The organism is Lentzea sp., from assembly GCF_036380075.1.
Lineage (GTDB): Bacteria > Actinomycetota > Actinomycetes > Mycobacteriales > Pseudonocardiaceae > Lentzea.
Genome location: NZ_DASVFL010000193.1, coordinates 1 through 15,381 on the forward strand (window position 1 = coordinate 1; position 15,381 = coordinate 15,381).

General features: G+C 71.1%; 13 protein-coding genes. 9 read left to right on the forward strand and 4 right to left on the reverse strand.

The genetic code is table 11. From position 1 onward, the window contains the following. Positions 1 to 392, reverse strand: a 392-nt coding sequence (locus VF330_RS21160; RefSeq protein ID WP_330853368.1) for an Lrp/AsnC family transcriptional regulator, incomplete at its 3' end; no start/stop codon positions are given. A 59-nt stretch (positions 393 to 451) separates the two neighbouring features. On the opposite strand from VF330_RS21160, the gene VF330_RS21165 reads away from it, so the two are divergent. Further along, complete coding sequence (locus VF330_RS21165) at positions 452 to 1,045, forward strand: LysE family translocator (RefSeq protein ID WP_330853369.1); 594 nt, start codon at positions 452 to 454, stop codon at positions 1,043 to 1,045. On the opposite strand, the gene VF330_RS21170 is transcribed toward VF330_RS21165, so the two are convergent. Then, positions 1,028 to 1,330, reverse strand: coding sequence for a DUF2218 domain-containing protein (locus VF330_RS21170; protein ID WP_330853370.1), 303 nt, complete (start codon positions 1,328 to 1,330; stop codon positions 1,028 to 1,030). The two genes, VF330_RS21165 and VF330_RS21170, sit on opposite strands and share 18 nt — an antisense overlap. 120 nt (positions 1,331 to 1,450) lie before the next feature. On the opposite strand from VF330_RS21170, the gene gndA reads away from it, so the two are divergent. After that, positions 1,451 to 2,881: an NADP-dependent phosphogluconate dehydrogenase gene (gene gndA, locus VF330_RS21175; RefSeq protein WP_330853371.1), complete on the forward strand. Its 1,431-nt coding sequence runs from the start codon at positions 1,451 to 1,453 to the stop codon at positions 2,879 to 2,881. Further along, positions 2,878 to 4,413: a D-alanyl-D-alanine carboxypeptidase/D-alanyl-D-alanine endopeptidase gene (gene dacB, locus VF330_RS21180; RefSeq protein WP_330853372.1), complete on the forward strand. Its 1,536-nt coding sequence runs from the start codon at positions 2,878 to 2,880 to the stop codon at positions 4,411 to 4,413. The genes gndA and dacB overlap by 4 nt, the downstream gene beginning before the upstream one ends. Before the next feature lie 54 nt (positions 4,414 to 4,467). On the opposite strand, the gene VF330_RS21185 is transcribed toward dacB, so the two are convergent. Both VF330_RS21185 and VF330_RS21190 read right to left on the reverse strand, forming a co-directional pair. Continuing rightward, positions 4,468 to 6,681: a SulP family inorganic anion transporter gene (locus tag VF330_RS21185; RefSeq protein WP_330853373.1), complete on the reverse strand. Its 2,214-nt coding sequence runs from the start codon at positions 6,679 to 6,681 to the stop codon at positions 4,468 to 4,470. A 418-nt stretch (positions 6,682 to 7,099) separates the two neighbouring features. Continuing rightward, positions 7,100 to 7,417 carry a hypothetical protein gene (locus VF330_RS21190; protein ID WP_330853374.1) on the reverse strand — a complete coding sequence of 106 codons (318 nt, stop codon included), beginning with the start codon at positions 7,415 to 7,417 and terminating at the stop codon, positions 7,100 to 7,102. 147 nt (positions 7,418 to 7,564) lie between these two features. Here VF330_RS21190 and VF330_RS21195 point away from each other — a divergent pair, with 147 nt between their 5' ends. The 6 genes from VF330_RS21195 to VF330_RS21220 all read left to right on the forward strand — a co-directional run. After that, the gene (locus VF330_RS21195) at positions 7,565 to 8,413 is read left to right on the forward strand and encodes a helix-turn-helix transcriptional regulator (protein WP_330853375.1); all 849 of its coding nucleotides are present in this window, start codon (positions 7,565 to 7,567) and stop codon (positions 8,411 to 8,413) included. Positions 8,414 to 8,437: 24 nt separating this feature from the next. Further along, positions 8,438 to 8,629: a DUF397 domain-containing protein gene (locus tag VF330_RS21200; RefSeq protein ID WP_330853376.1), complete on the forward strand. Its 192-nt coding sequence runs from the start codon at positions 8,438 to 8,440 to the stop codon at positions 8,627 to 8,629. Between the two features lie 323 nt (positions 8,630 to 8,952). Then, on the forward strand, positions 8,953 to 11,781 hold the full coding sequence (locus VF330_RS21205) for an AfsR/SARP family transcriptional regulator (RefSeq protein WP_330853377.1): 2,829 nt from the start codon (positions 8,953 to 8,955) through the stop codon (positions 11,779 to 11,781). A gap of 70 nt (positions 11,782 to 11,851) precedes the next feature. Next, positions 11,852 to 12,007, forward strand: coding sequence for a hypothetical protein (locus VF330_RS21210; protein WP_330853378.1), 156 nt, complete (start codon positions 11,852 to 11,854; stop codon positions 12,005 to 12,007). Between the two features lie 11 nt (positions 12,008 to 12,018). Next, complete coding sequence (locus tag VF330_RS21215) at positions 12,019 to 14,985, forward strand: helix-turn-helix transcriptional regulator (RefSeq protein WP_330853379.1); 2,967 nt, start codon at positions 12,019 to 12,021, stop codon at positions 14,983 to 14,985. Positions 14,986 to 15,103: 118 nt separating this feature from the next. After that, the coding region (locus VF330_RS21220; RefSeq protein WP_330853380.1) for an ATP-binding cassette domain-containing protein at positions 15,104 to 15,381 on the forward strand (278 nt) is incomplete at its 3' end.

Here is a 15,381-nt window from a genome sequence, read left to right on the forward strand (position 1 = left end):
GCGATCTTGTCCATCAGGAACGCCTGCAGGTGCGTGGAGTCCGCCACCGCGATGTGGATCAGGAAGTCCGCCTGCCCGGACACGTGGAAGATCGACCGCGTCTCCGGCTGCGCCATCACGAACGCGCGGAACCCGGCCACGACGACGCGGGTGTGCGGCCGCACGTTCACCGACACGACGGCCTCCAGCGGCAGGCCGGTCAGCGCGGGGTCCACGACGGCGTGGCTGCCGGTGATCACGCCGAGGTCGCGCAGCCGGCGGACCCGCTGCAGGCACGACGACGGCGCCAGGCCGACCACCTCGGCCAGGGTGCGGTTCGGCAGGGTGGCGTCGTTCTGCAACTCCTCCAGGATGTGCCAGTCGACCGAATCCAGTTCGGCTTGTTCGCGCATAACCGAACATCGTACTGACCTGCTGGAACGCACACGAACAACCGCACAGGATCTGCGCCATGCACATCGCGTGGACGTCGTTCCTGGTCGCCCTCCTGGTCATCATGATCGTGCCGGGGCCGGACTTCGTGCTGATCATGAGCAACGCCGTCCAGGGCACGAGGAGGGGCGTCGAGGCGGCGCTCGGGGTGATGACCGGGTTGCTGGTGCACGCGACCCTGGCGACGGTCGGGTTGTCGGCGCTCGTCGCGGCGGCGCCGACGGCGTTGTTCGCCGTCAAGGCGATCGGGGCGGCGTACCTGGCCTACATCGGGTTCTGCACGCTCAAGGCCGCGAAGGCGCCGGCGAGGGAACAGCCGAGGCAGGGCAACGTGTTCCTGCGCGGGCTGTTGTGCGACCTGTTGAACCCCAAGGTGATGCTGACGTTCCTGAGCCTCATCCCGCAGGCGATGGACCCGACCGCCGCGCCCCTCCCGCAGGCGGCGCTGCTGAGCGCGGTGACGGTCGGGGTGTTCGCGGCGTTCTGGGCGCTCGTGGTGCCGTCGGCGCGTCAGCTCGGGAACCTGTTGAACAGGCCGAGGACGCGGACCGTCTTCGAGAGGGTCTGCGGGACCGCTCTCATCGGGTTGGCGGCGTCAGTTCTCGCTACCTGAGTCCCAGGTGACCGAGAGCTCGTCGCGGGTGCCGAAGCGGACGAGGTGGCGTTCCACGACGTCGCGCAGGCGGGCCACGTCCTCCTCGGACGAGGACACCACGCGCATGACCAACGCGTCGGGGGACGCCTCGAACTCCGCCAGGCCGCCGGAGAAGCGGACGAAACCGTGATCGTCCTCCCAGGACCCCTCGAGGTCCTTGTGCGTGAAGTGCTTCACCAGCTGCGATCCGTACCTGGAGGCGCGGTCGGTCGCCGAGCGTCCCACGCTCGTGAATTCCGTCATGAAGCCAACTTACGCCTAGCCATACGTACCGGCACGTGGCGTGGTTCACCTGGCAAAACGGAGTCTGAGAACACGCTGTGACGTCTCGCGCAAAGCCGGAGAACACGGCAGGCTGTGCGCATGACGGAAGGCAAAGCACGTATCGCGGTCACCGGTCTTGCCACCATGGGCAGCAACCTCGCGCGCAACCTCGCGCGGCACGGTTTCAAGGTGGCCGTGCACAACCGGACGCCCGCGAAGATGAAGGCCCTGCTCGAGGAGCACGGCCACGAGGGCGACTTCGTCGGCGCCGAGACGCTGCAGGACCTGGTCGACAGCCTGCAGACGCCGCGCCAGATCATCATCATGGTCAAGGCGGGTGGCCCGACCGACGCCGTCATCGACGAGCTGAGCGGCATCCTCGAGCCCGGCGACATGGTGATCGACGGCGGCAACGCCCACTTCAACGACACGCGTCGCCGCGAGGCCGCGCTGAAGGAGAAGGGGCTGCTGTTCGTCGGCGCCGGCATCTCCGGTGGCGAGGAGGGCGCCCTCAACGGCCCCAGCATCATGCCCGGCGGTCCCGCGGAGTCCTACCAGCACGTCGGACCGGTCTTCGAGGAGATCGCGGCCAAGGTGGACGGGCAGCCGTGCTGCGTCCACGTCGGGCCGGACGGCGCCGGGCACTTCGTGAAGATGGTGCACAACGGCATCGAGTACGCCGACATGCAGCTGATCGCCGAGGCGTACGACCTGCTGAGCCGCATCGGCGGGCAGACGCCGGCGGAGATCTCCGAGGTCTTCACGCAGTGGAACTCGGGCGACCTGGAGTCGTACCTGGTCGAGATCACCGCCGAGGTGCTCAAGCACGTCGACGCGGACGGCACCCCGCTCGTGCAGGTCATCGAGGACGCCGCGGAGCAGAAGGGCACCGGCCGCTGGACCGTGCAGGAGGCGCTGGAGCTGGGCGTGCCGGTCACCGGCATCGCCGAGGCCGTGTTCGCGCGCAGCCTGAGCGGCCACACCGAGCAGCGCAAGGCCGTGCGCGACGCGTTCGGCGCCAGCGAGGTCGTGGCAAAGCCGGACGCCGAGCTGGTCGACGACGTGCGCCAGGCTCTCTACGCGTCGAAGGTCGTCGCGTACGCGCAGGGCTTCGACATGATCCGCGAGGCGTCGAAGAACTTCGACTGGAACATCGACCTCGGCGCGATGGCGACGATCTGGCGCGGCGGCTGCATCATCCGCGCCCAGTTCCTCAACCGCATCCGCGAGGCATACGACGCGAATTCGGATCTCGCGTCTCTTTTGGTGGACAACTACTTCCGCGACGCGGTGCAGAACGCTGAGGCCGCTTGGCGGCGCGTGGTGGTCCGTGCGGTGGAGTCCGGCGTCCCGACGCCCGGTTTCGTGTCCGCTTTGGCCTACTACGACGGCCTCCGTTCGGAGCGACTGCCTGCCGCCCTGGTGCAGGGGCAGCGCGACTTCTTCGGCGCGCACACGTACAGGCGCGTCGACAAGAGCGGTAGCTTCCACACTTTGTGGTCTGGAGACAGGTCTGAGGTGGAAGCGTGAAACTGAAAACTCTGGGGGTGGTCGTCGTTGCGGCGGCAGGGTTGACCCTGACGTCCAGCGGCGGCGCGGTGGCCGTCGACAACGAGGCCCTGACCGCCGACCTCGACACGATCCTCGCCGATCCCGCGCTGAACGGCGCGGACGTCGGCCTGGTCGTGCGGGACGCGAACACGGGCGATGTCGTCTACACCAGGACGAGCGCGCGTCGTCAGCAGATCGCTTCGAACATGAAGCTGCTGACGACGACGGCGGCGCTCGACCTGCTCGGCCCCGACTTCAAGTGGAAGACCGAGCTGCTGTCCTCGGGCACGCGCAACGGAGCGACCTTGCAGGGCGACCTCGTCCTGCGCGGCACCGGCGACCCGACGATGAGCAGGTCGCGGTACGCGGCGCTGGCGACGACGCTGAAGAACAGCGGTGTCACGAAGATCAGCGGCTCGCTGGTCCTCGACGGCACCGCGTTCGACGCGCAGCCCTACGGTTCGGGCTGGGCGTGGGACGACGAGCCGTTCTCCTACAGCGCGGAGACCTCCGCGCTGACGTTGTCGCCGGACGCGAAGTTCAGCGCCGGCACGGTGCTCGTGCGCGTCAAGCCGGGCGCCGCGGCGGGTGCGCCGGTCATCGCGACGTCCGAGCCGGAGAACGACGTCGTCCACGTGGTCAGCACGGCGACCACCGGCAGCGGTGGTGTGAGCGTCGAGCGCGACCACGGCTCGAACGTCATCAGGGTCAGCGGGTCGACGAACGTCGAGACGGTGGCGCTGGCGACGGTGAAGGACCCGACCGCACTGGTCTCGTCCGTGTTCCGCAACGCGTTGCGCGACAACGGGATCGAGTTCACCGGCGACGTGCGCAGGGCGGCGGCTCCCGCCGGTGCCGCGGTGCTCGCGTCGGACCAGTCGCAGACGCTCGCCCAGCTCCTCACGCCGTTGATGAAGGACAGCAACAACATGCTGGCCGAGGTGCTGGTCAAGTCGGCGGGCAAGTCGTTCACCAACGGTGTCAACCAGCTGAGCACGAAGTGGTCGGGCCTCGGCGTCGACCCGAACGGGGTCGAGGTCTTCGACGGCTCCGGCATGTCCCGGCTGGACCAGTTCTCACCGGACGCGCTGGCGTCGATCCTGATCAAGGCGAAGACGAAGCCGTGGTTCTCCACGTGGCAGGCGACCCTGCCGGTGGCCGGTGTGGACGGAACGCTCGTCAACCGCATGAAGAACACCCCGGCCGCGGGCAACGTGAAGGCCAAGACCGGATCGCTCAGCGGCGTGTCGGCTCTGTCCGGCTACGTGCGCACGGCGGCGGGTCGCGACCTCGTGTTCTCGTTGGTGCAGAACAACGTGCTGCTGTTCAACAGCCCGAAGTCCATCGAGGACAGGGTCGCGGTGCGACTCGCCTCCGACGGCGGGACCGTCGCGGCGCAGCCGCAGGTCCAGTCGGTGCCGCAGCAGCGGAAGGTCCCGGCGCAGGAACGCACCGACGTTCCCGCGAAGGAGCGCTTCGACGTGGAGTGCTCCTGGATCGGCACCTGCTAGGAGCTGGATGAACTGGAGCCGCCCCGGCAGGTACCGGGGCGGCTCCGGCGTTTCCTAGGCCGGTGACGGCACGGGCTCCAGCCCGTTGCGGTCCGGGTCCACGAGGTAGACGCGGGCGTTCGAGATGTCGAAGTACAGGCCCTTCAACGTCAGCGTGCCCGCGGCGATCGCCTCCCGCACGCTCGGGTAGCCGAGCAGGTTGTCGAGCTGCTGCGCGACGTTCGCGACGGCGAGCCGGTCGGCCACCGGCAGGCCCGCGCACCCGGCGGACGCCGGCGCGTGGAACCGGATCAGCGACGGCTCGGCGTTGCGCAGCCACGACTGCAGGTGCGAGCCGCGCGCCGCGGACCCCTGCACCAGCGCCTTCATCGCGCCGCAGTCCGAATGCCCGCACACGACGATCGTGCTGACGTTGAGGATCTCCACGGCGTACTCGACCGCGGCGCCGACCGACCTGTCGCCGGCGGACGCCATCGGCACCAGGTTGCCGATGTTGCGCACGCAGAACAGGTCACCGGGACCGGACGTGGTGATCAGGTTCGGCACCACGCGGGAGTCGGCGCACGTGATGAACAGCTGCTGCGGCCGTTGCCCGCGCACCGCCAGCTCGTGCAGGAACGGCCGCACCAGGGGCGCCGACCGCCGTTCGAACTCGTGCATCCCCAGCAGCATCGGGTCGCTCTCGACGGAGGCGCGCTGCGCGGGCAGCGTCACCGCGTCCTGCGTGCCCTGCCAGTGCGACCACGGCGCGAACCAGCGCGGCAGCGGGCCCGGCAACGTCTTGCGCCGTCCCGGCTTGCCCTGGCCGGCGCGGTCGTACCAGGTGTCGTGCACCTCGTCGACCTGCACCCGGCCGCCCATCCGCTCGTAGCTCTCACGCCAGTCGTCGATCGCCTCGTACGACGCGTGGTCGAGGTAGTCGATGTGCAGCTCCAGCACCACGGTCCGGCCCGCCGGCATCCGCCGCAGCTCCCGCACCAGCCGGCCGACCCCGAGGAACACCAGCGTCCCCCGCACGCACACCCGGTCGCCCTCGACGCGCACCGAGCAGTGCGTCAACCGGTACAGCGCCCGCAGCAGCGCGACGGCGAGGCCCGCGACCACGCCCTCGAGCAGTCCGAAGAGGACGACGCCGAGCGCCGTCGCCGCGTAGACTCCGAACTCCTGGTGCCGCAGGAGGTTCTTCATCCTGCTGATCGACACGAGCTTGAGCCCGACCACGAACAGCACGCCCGCCAGCGCCGGCAACGGGATCAGCTCCAGGGCCGGGGCGAACGCCAGCACGGCCACCGCGATCCACATGCCCTGGAACACGGCGGCGTACCGGGTCTTCGCGCCCGCCGCGACGTTCGTGGAGCTGCGCGCGAGGCCACCGCTGATCGGGAACCCGCCCAGCGCGCCCGCGAGGACGTTGCCGGTGCCCTGCGCGACGAGCTCCTTGTTCAGGTTGGCGCGCGGCCCGTCGTGCAGCCGGTCCGTGGCGACGGCCGACAGCAACGACTCCATGCTCGCCACCAGCGCGACCGTCACGACCGCCGTCACGACCGTGCCTGCGCTGCCCCGCGGCATCTCCGGGAACACCAGCGCGTAGCTGTCCGGCAGGTCGACCCGCGAGACGTCGAGGCGCAGCACGAACGCCAGCGCGGTCGCCGAGGCCACCGCCACGAGCGGCGCGGGGACCACCGAAAGACGCGGAACCCGCGGCCACAGCAGCAGAACCGCGACCGCCACGGCGCCGGCGACGACCGAGCCGGTCTGGAGGTCGAGCACCCGGCCCGGCAGCAGCGCGACGTTCGCGGGCACGGTCGGTGCCGCCGTCCCGCCCAGCACCACCACGAGCTGCCCGACGGCGATGGAGATGCCGATGCCCGCGAGCATGCCGTGCACGACGGCGGGGGACAGCGACATCACCAGCCGGCTGATCCCGGTGAGCCCCAGGGCGATCTGCACCGCGCCCGCCGCCAGCGTGATCGCCGCGGTGGCCGCCCAGCCGAACTGCGCCACCAGGCCGGCGACGATCACCACGAGCCCGGTGCCCGGTCCGCTGATCTGCAGCGGCGCACCGCTGAGCGCGCCCACGACCACGCCGCCGATGACCGCGGAGATGAGGCCCGCCATGAGCGGGGCGCCGGTCGCGTGCGCGATGCCGAGCGACAGCGGGATCGAGATGAGGAACAGCACGAGGCTCGCGGGCAGGTCGTTCTTGAGGATCACCGGTGGACCGTGCGGGGTGTGGTCACCGGCGTTGGACCTCTGGAGGTGGTTCACGGCAGACGTTCCCTTTCCTGGAATGGCAGCCCTCGAATGACGGCCCTGGAATGACGGCATGGCCCTGTGCGACGGGACGCACAGGGCGGGGAGGGGAGTGGTTCGGTCGCGCTCTAGAGGCGCTCTAAGGGCAGCATCCGACGCGGCCGGACGGCTTCGAGCGCGTCGGCGCGGACATGCGGGGTCGGCACGGGAACACCTCCGTGTCGGCACAGGCATCGAGGGGGTCGAGATCAGGCCGCGTCACGACCATGATGACGGCGGAAAGGGCGCTGTGACAGGGGTTTCAGCCAACCGTGTTGATCTTGGCCGTCAAACGTCACAGCTGGTGACGACGGAGAAGGGCCGGCTCCGGTCGGGGGGTGCGGAGCCGGCCCAGGTCGTGACGGTTCGCGAGGAACTATCGGGTTCCCGAAGTTCAGCCCACCGAGCGCAGGTGCTTGCCGTGCGAAGTCTCCTGGTCCACCACGGTCAGGACCAGCTGCGCGGAGAGGTAGGCACGGCACGGTGCGGGCATGCGGCGGGAGAGCCACCCGCGCTTGCACGTCGCGCACCTGCCGTGCTCGTCGGGCTGGTGCTCGTCCAGCAACGCCTTGACCACCGCGACCACCCTCGGGAGCTCAACCCTGGCGAGCACGAGGGCGGTCTGGTCGTCACCGCGCTGGGCGAGTTCGGTGAGCGTGGCCAGGTGGGAGTGCAGCGACTTGTCCAGTTGGCTGAACACCGTGACGGCCATCAGGCTCAGAGCTCCAGTCCTCGCGTGAGCAACCCATGCAGCCTGTCCCCCTCCTCGTGAGAACTGCAAGTTGCAGTACACGAATGGATGACGTCCCTTTGCGGCTCGCTCCTTTGCTCTCAAACTGGGAGCGACCAGGAGGTGTGGATGCCACGGGGTAGCAGTCCGACCGTGCGCAAGAGGCGGCTCGTGAGCGAGCTCCGCCGACTGCGCGAGGCGGCCGGGCTGACGATCGAGGAGGTCGGAGAGCGCCTGGAGTGCTCCGCTTCCAAGATCAGCCGCATCGAGACGGGGCGGGTGGGGGTGAGCCCGCGGGACGTGCGGGACATGCTCACCGCCTACGGTGCGGACTCCGCCACCCTGGACGAACTGGTCCAGCTGGCCAGGGAAGCCCGCCGCAAGGGGTGGTGGGACGAGTTCGGCGACATCGTGCCCGGTCGTTACGTGGGGTACGAGGCCGACGCGGACTCGATCAGGGCCTACCAGGGCCTGATGATCCCCGGACTGCTGCAGTGCGAGGCGTACACGAGGTCGTTGATCTCCCAGGTGCTGCCCGACGCGAGCGCCGCGGAGATCGACCGGCGCGTCCGGTTGCGCAAGGCCCGGCAGGCCCTGCTGAGCGAGGACGACCCGTTGCGCCTGCACGTCGTGGTCGACGAGGCGGCTCTGCGCAGGCTCGTCGGCGGCACCGGGGTGATGCGCGCGCAGATGGCGCGTCTGCTCCAGGTCGGTGCGTTGCCGAACGTCACGGTGCAGGTCGTGCCGTTCGACGCCGGTGGTTACGCTGCGATGGACGGGCCGTTCGTCATCCTGAGCTTTCCCGAGCAGCTCGACCCCGACGTGGTGTACATCGAGAGCACGAGAAGCGGCGTCTACCTGGAGCAGCCGGGTGACGTCAGTTGGTACGCCGAGGTGTTCGAGCGTCTGGTGACCACCGCCCTCCCCCCGGCGGCGTCTGCATCCCTGATCACCGAAGTCGCTCGCACTCTCGCGTGAGTCGAGACCAGGAGTGAGCACAGAGTGGAAACCTTGCGTTGGCGCAAGAGCAGCCGTTCGTCCGCGAGTGGACCCGACTGCGTGGAGATCGCGCTCGTGGGGTCCGGTGCGGCCGTCCGCGACAGCAAGAACGCGGACGGCGCGCGGCTGAGGTTCGGCGACGGAGGGTGGGACACCTTCCTCGCCGCCGCGAAGAGCGGCTCTTTCGTCAGCTGACCGACAGGTGAACGACAGCGCCCCGGCTGGATGACCAGCCGGGGCGCTGCCGTGTTCCAAGGGGGACGTGGGCCGGCCGGCGTTCCGCCGCCGCGGGCTGGATGCCCCTTGCACGCCGGCCGACCCACGTCGATCATGGGGAGCAGCGGGTGTTCCGCTGTCCGGTCCAACCCGCACCGACTGCCCGATCTCCGGTTTCCGTTGATCTCGCGGTCTGTGGTTGGTTGGACACGCTAAGCGTAAGAATGGCTTCTACAGCACGACTGGAGCCCGACTGAAGTGATCTTCAAGCTCCAGGTGGCCACCAGGCGAAGGACAGATCGGTGACGCACGGCGAGGAACCCCTCAGGTACGAGGTTCTCGGCCTTCTCCGAGTCGTTCGCGCAGGTCAGGATGTTGATCTCGGTGCGGCCAAGCAGCGCGCCGTGCTCGCGGTCCTGCTGCTGGCCCGCGGCACGCCGGTCAGCAGGGGCCAGATCATCGAAGCCGTCTGGGGCGACAACGCGCCCTCCAGTGCCGTGAACTTGGTCCAGACCTATGTGGCCGGACTGCGCAGGGCGCTCGAACCGGCCCGCGCCCGCCGCGCTCCGGCCGAGCTGCTGACGTCGGTCGGTGACGGGTACCTGATGCGCGTCGAGCCCGGCGCGCTCGACCTCGACGTGTTCGAACGTCAGGTGCTGCTCGCGAACCGCCTGCGCGCCGCCGGGGACCTGGCCGGAGCCGCGGTCGAGCTGGACGACGCGCTGGCGTTGTTCCGCGCCGAGCCGCTGGGCGGTGTCTCCGGGCTCTTCGCCGACGTCGAGCGCGGCCGTCTCGTGGAACGGCGGCTGGCGGTGCTGGAGGAACGCGCCGAGCTCGGCCTCGCGATCGGGCAGGGTCCCGAGCTGGTGGCGCAGCTGAGCACGGTGGTCGTCGAGCACCCGCTGCGCGAACGCGGCCACGGCCTGCTGATGCGGGCGCTGGTGCAGGCGGGGCGGCAGGCGGAGGCGCTGGCCGCGTACCGGGAGGCGCGGCGCGTGCTGATCGAGGAGCTCGGCGTCGAGCCGGGCTTCGAGCTGCGCCGCGTGCACCAGGCCGTGCTGGCGGGCAACAGCCCCGAGCCGGAACGCCCGCCGGCCCGCATCCCGGTCCAGGCCCCCGAACCCGCGCCGGTGACGGTTCCCGCCCAGCTGCCGCGCGCCCCCGTCGCGCTGGTCGGCCGCGACCCCGAGCTGGCTCTGATGGACGCCGTGCTGCGCGGCCACGACGGACCGGTGCTGCTCGTCACCGGACCCGCGGGTGTGGGCAAGACGGCGCTGGCGCTGCACTGGGCGCACCGGGTGCGCGAGGAGTTCCCGGACGGCCAGCTCTACGTCGACGTCCACGGCTACGACCCCAACCGGGAGCCGCTGGAGATCGGCGAGGTGCTCAACCGGTTCCTGCGCGCGCTGGGCGTCCCGGCGAGCGACACGCCCGTCTCGGTCGACGAGCGCTCCGCCCTGCTGCGGACGCTGCTGGCCGACCGCCGCATGCTCGTGATGCTCGACAACGTCCGCAGCTCGGCGGACCTGCTGCCGTTGCTGCCCGGTGCGCCGTCGTGCGTCGTCGTGACCTCGCGGAGGCGGCTGGTCGGGCTCGTCGCCCAGGTCGAGGCGAAGCTGGTCGAGCTGGACATGCTCGACCAGGACGCGGCCGTCGACGTGCTGGGCCGCATCGCCGGCCGGTCCGACATCGAGGCCGACGCGCTGCGGCAGCTCGCGGAGCTCTGCGACGGCCTGCCGCTGGCGCTGCGCATCGCGGCGGCCCGGCTCGCCGTCTCGCCGAAGCTCGCCGTGGCCGAGCTGGTCGAGGAGCTGCAGGACGAGCAGGGCCGGTTGGCCGCGTTGGGCCTGGAGGACGGTGAGGGCACCGTGCGCGCCGCGCTGGACGCCTCGCGCCGTGCGTTACCCGCGCTGCCGTCGCGGTTGCTGGCCATCGTCGGCCTGCACCCCGGCGCGGACCTGACCTCGCACGTGGTCGCGGCGATGGGCGACGTGACGCTGGTGGAGGCGCAACGCGCGCTGGACGCGTTGACCGCCGCGAACCTGCTGTCCGTCAGCGAACCCGGCCGGCACGTGGCCCACGACATCGTCCGCGTCTACACCAAGACCCTGGCGGGGGAGCTGTCCGAACCGGAACGGCGGGCCGCCACGGGCCGGATGCTCGACTATTACCTGCACTGCTCGGACCTCGCCGACGGCCTGCTGCCGATCAACCGCGGCAGCGTCCTGGTGGCTCCCGAACACCGGCCGGTCCACGTGCCGCCGCTGTCCGGTGCCGCGGACGCGATGGCGTGGTTCGACGCCGAGCGCGCGAACCTGATCGCCGCGACGGAGCACGCGTCGGCGTCCGGCTGGCACGTCCACGCGTGGCAGCTGCCGTACACGCTGTCGCGGTACCTGTGGCTGCGCACCGAGCGCGAGACCTCGTTGCGCATCACCGAAGCCGCGCTGCAGGCCGCGATCGCGCTGAACGACGACGACGCGCGGTTCGTGATGCAGTTCAACCTCGGTGTGGCACTGCTCCAGTTCGAACGCTTCGAGGAAGCCCTGGAAGCCCAGCGCGGCGCCCTGGAGACGGCCCGGCGCAAGGAGGACGTGCACCAGCAGGCACGCGCTCTCACGACCGTCGCCGGCACGTTGCTCGACCTCGGACGGGCCGAGGAGTCCGAGGCGCACTACCGCGAGGCGATGGAGATCTCGCGGATCGCCGGGTCGAAGTGGGCGGAGGCCAACGCCCACCACCACCTCGGGCTGCTCTACCTGGCGACGCAGCGGTTCGACGACGCGATGCCGTGGCTGCGGGTGGCGCTCACGATGTACCACGAGGTCGGCGAGCAGTGCGGTGAGGCGGCGTGCCACGTCGACATCTCCACGGCGTTGCTGGAGACCGGCGACACCGACGGCGCGTTGTCGTCGGCGCGGACGGCGCTCGCGGTGGCGTCCGACGCCGTGTCGCCGTACCACCAGGCCCTCGCGCACGACCGGCTCGCGGCGGTGTTCGACCAGCTCGGCGCGGCGGGGGCGGCGGCGCACTGGCAGCGGGCGCTGGCGCTGTTCACCGAGCTGGGGGCTCCTGAGGCCGACGGGGTGCGGGCGAGGCTGGCCAGGTCGCGGGCCGCGACCGTGGCGTAAGGGGTTCGCCGGTCAGGACTGCGTGATCACCCGATGCCTCGGGGAGGGCCTCAGGACGACCCTCAGGACCATGACGGAATGGACTCCTGAGGCGATCAAGGCGGAGATCGAGTACCGGCGCGGCAACGCCCGGTTCAACTGGCAGCGCTCCCACGGCACCGGGCCGTCCTGGCTGCGGCGGGTGATCCACCGCACCTCGCGGAAACACGGCGGCGTCGGGGCATGACGTGTGCGAGCATGCCACTCGTGGCGCGCCTCGGTTCCGGTATCCCGTTGGTCGCGCGCGACCGCGAGCTGGACCGGTTGCGCGCCGCGTTGGCGCAGGCGGGGGAGGGCACCGCGGGGGCGGTGCTGCTCGCGGGGGACGCCGGGGTCGGCAAGACCCGGCTCGTCGGCGAGCTCGCGGCCAGCGCCGGCGACACGCTCGTCCTCACGGGACGGTGCCTCGACGCCGGCGAGACCGGGTTGCCCTACCTGCCGTTCGCGGAGGCGTTGAGCACGCTCGGGAACACGGCGAACCGGCCCGCGCTCGCGATGCTGCTGCCCAAGCTCGCACTGCCCGCCGAACGCGAGCCCGGCACCGAGGGCATGATCGCGCCGAGTCTCATCCCCGGCCGCAGGCCCGAGCAGGACGTGGCGCAGCTCCAGCTGTTCGACGCGGTGCTCGGGCTGCTGGGCGACCTCTCCGAACGGCAGCGCGTGCTGCTCGTCGTCGAGGACCTGCACTGGGCGGACGCGTCGACCCGCTACCTGCTGTCGTTCCTGTTGTCCCGCCTGCGTTCCCAGCGCCTGCTCGTCGTCTGCACCTACCGCGCGGACGACCTGCACCGCAGCCACCCGTTGCGCCCCTTGCTGTCCGAGCTGGTCCGGCTGCCCGCCGTCGACCGCCTGGACCTCACGCCGTTCAACGCCGCCGATGCCCGCCGGTTCGTCGAGGCGCTGTCCGACGACCTGCCCGAGGACGTCGTGCGGCAGGTCGCGGAACGCTCCGAGGGCAACGCGTTCTTCGCCGAGGAGCTGACCGCGGTCGCCACGTGCGACGACGCGCGGTCGTTGCCCTCGGCGCTCGCCGACGTGCTGCTCAGCCGCGTCGAGAGCCTCAGTCCCGAGGCGCAGCACGTCGTCCGCGTCGCGTCGGTGCGCGGCCGCCGCGTCCGGCACTACCGGCTGCGCGAGGTCGCCGGCATGACGGACCTCGCCTTCGACACGGCGTTGCGCGAGCTGGTCCAGCACCACCTGCTCGTCGTGGAGGACGACGAGGTCTACGCGTTCCGCCACGCCCTGGTGCGCGAGGCCGTCTACGGCGACCTCCTTCCCGGCGAACGGGTGCGGCTGCACGCCGGCTACGCCCACCACCTCGCCCAGCACCTCGACGAGCGCGGTGCCGCCGCGGCGCTGGCGCACCACGCCTTCCAGAGCCACGACCTGCCGCGGGCGCTCACCGCGTCGATCACGGCGTCCCGCGAGGCCGAACGGGCGGGCGCGCCCGCGGAGTCGTTGCGCTACCTGGAGAAGGCGCTCAACCTGTGGACGGCCGTGCCGGAGGCGGAGCGTCCGTCCGATGTGGACGAGGCGGTGCTGCTGCGGCGCGCGTCCTGGGTCGCGGGCACGGCGGGGCAACCCGAACGGGCCGTGGCTTTCGGCCGCAGCGCGAAGAAGGCGCTCGACGGCCAGTCGCCCGAGGACGCCGCCGAGGTGCTGCTGCGGCTCGCGCAGGCGCTGTCGACGCTCGACGGCAACGACCGCGAGCACCACGAGGTGATGACCAGCGCGTGGGAGCTGGTGCGCGAACGGGAGGCGAGCCCGACCCGCGCCCGCGTGCTGGCGGGCATGGCCTCGTTGCTGCGCCAGCAGAGGAAGTACGCGGAGGTCGGTGACTTCGCCGAGAAGGCCATCGCGGACGGCAGGAAGGCGGGTGCGCCCGGCGCGGTGGCGGACGCCCTCGGCACCCTCGGGCTCCTCGGCGACTACGCGGGCCGCCACGACGAGGCGCGGACGAACTTCGAACGCGCGATCGAGAGCGCCCGCGAGGTCGGGGCGGTCAACACCGAGCTGCGGGCCTGGTACTACTTCGGCCTGATGTACTACGACTCCGGTGAGCTCGCCGAAGCCGCGCGCGTCTACCGCGAGGCGGGCGACAGGGCCCAGGAGACGGGGCTCACCTGGAGCACCTACGGCGTGGAGATCCGCATCCTGCAGGTCCTCGTGCACTACTACCTCGGCGACTGGTCCTATGCGGAGTGGGCGAGCGAACCGCCCGGCACGTCCGTGTCCTCCACGGTCCTGGCCCGTCTCGCCGCCGCCGGCACGCACCTGACGGTCTCGCGCGGCGACCTGGCCGAGTCCGAGCGGATGATCACCAAGCTGCGCAAGGACTGGCACCGCGACATCCAGATCGCGCTCATCACCGGCGGCACGGGCGGCGAGCTCGCGTTGTGGCGCGGCCGGCCGGAGCTCGCGGTCGAACGGGTCGCGGACGCCGTGGAGTGGACCAAGAAGCTCGGCGGGCCGTGGTCGCTCGCGGACATCCGGATCGGCGCGATCGGGGTCGCCGGGTACGCCGACATCGCCGCCAAGGCGCGCCGCAAGCGGGACGCCGAGGCCGAGGCGAAGGCCGTCGAGGCGGGTCGCGAGCTCGCCGGTCACGTCCGGCTCACCGCGGAGAACGGCGTGCCGCGCACCACCTCCCTGGGGCCGGAGGGGCGGGCGTGGCTCGCCCGGTCGAACGCGGAGGAGTCCAGGCTGACCGGGCCCGGCGACCCGGAGCTGTGGAAGGCAGCGGTCGACGGGTTCGCCTACGGGCTCGTCTACGAGCAGGCGTGGTGCCGCTGGCGGTACGCGGAGGCGTTGCTCGGCGCCGACCGCCGCGACGAGGCCGCGGAGGAGCTGCGGCAGGCCGACGAGGTGGCGACCAGGCTCAAGGCCGGTCCGCTCGCCGAGGCCGTGGCGTCGTGCGCCAAACGCGCCCGCATCACCCTCAGGGCCGAGGAACCGGCCCGTGCGCAGGTCGACCTCTTCACCCCGCGCGAACGCGACGTGCTCGGGCTGGTGGCGTCCGGCCGGACGAACCGCGAGGTCGGCGAGGAGCTCTACATCAGCGAGAAGACCGTCTCCGTGCACCTTTCCCGGATCATGGCCAAGCTCGGTGCTTCCCGGCGCGCGGAGGCCGTGGCGATCGCGTACGACCGGGGTCTGCTGGAGTAGTCCCGGTTGTCATACCTCAGGCTGACGCGCAACGCGTCGCGGAGTTGATGACCGCGCACTCGGGCTGCTCCTAGCTTCTTCCTCAGCGAGAACACCCCCTGTGAGGAAGGCGAGCCACATGTCTGCACTGGTGTCCGAGGTCGGCACCCGGACCGCCGCGGCGGCCCACAACCTGGTGAAGGTCTACGGCAGGGGTGACACCGCGGTGCGGGCGCTCGACGGCGTCGACGTCGCCTTCCAGGCCGGCCGGTTCACCGCGATCATGGGCCCGTCCGGTTCCGGCAAGTCCACGCTGATGCACTGCCTGGCGGGACTGGACACCGTGGACAGCGGGTCCATCCACATCGGACAGACCGAGATCACGAAGCTGGGCGACAAGGACCTGACGAAGCTGCG

Coding starts and splice junctions, on each gene's coding strand:
- VF330_RS21165 (WP_330853369.1), top strand. CDS start 452: ATGCACATCGCGTGGACGTCGTTCCTGGTCGCCCTCCTGGTCATCATG.
- VF330_RS21170 (WP_330853370.1), bottom strand. CDS start 1,330: ATGACGGAATTCACGAGCGTGGGACGCTCGGCGACCGACCGCGCCTCC.
- gndA (WP_330853371.1), top strand. CDS start 1,451: ATGACGGAAGGCAAAGCACGTATCGCGGTCACCGGTCTTGCCACCATG.
- VF330_RS21190 (WP_330853374.1), bottom strand. CDS start 7,417: ATGGCCGTCACGGTGTTCAGCCAACTGGACAAGTCGCTGCACTCCCAC.
- VF330_RS21195 (WP_330853375.1), top strand. CDS start 7,565: ATGCCACGGGGTAGCAGTCCGACCGTGCGCAAGAGGCGGCTCGTGAGC.
- VF330_RS21210 (WP_330853378.1), top strand. CDS start 11,852: ATGACGGAATGGACTCCTGAGGCGATCAAGGCGGAGATCGAGTACCGG.
- VF330_RS21215 (WP_330853379.1), top strand. CDS start 12,019: ATGCCACTCGTGGCGCGCCTCGGTTCCGGTATCCCGTTGGTCGCGCGC.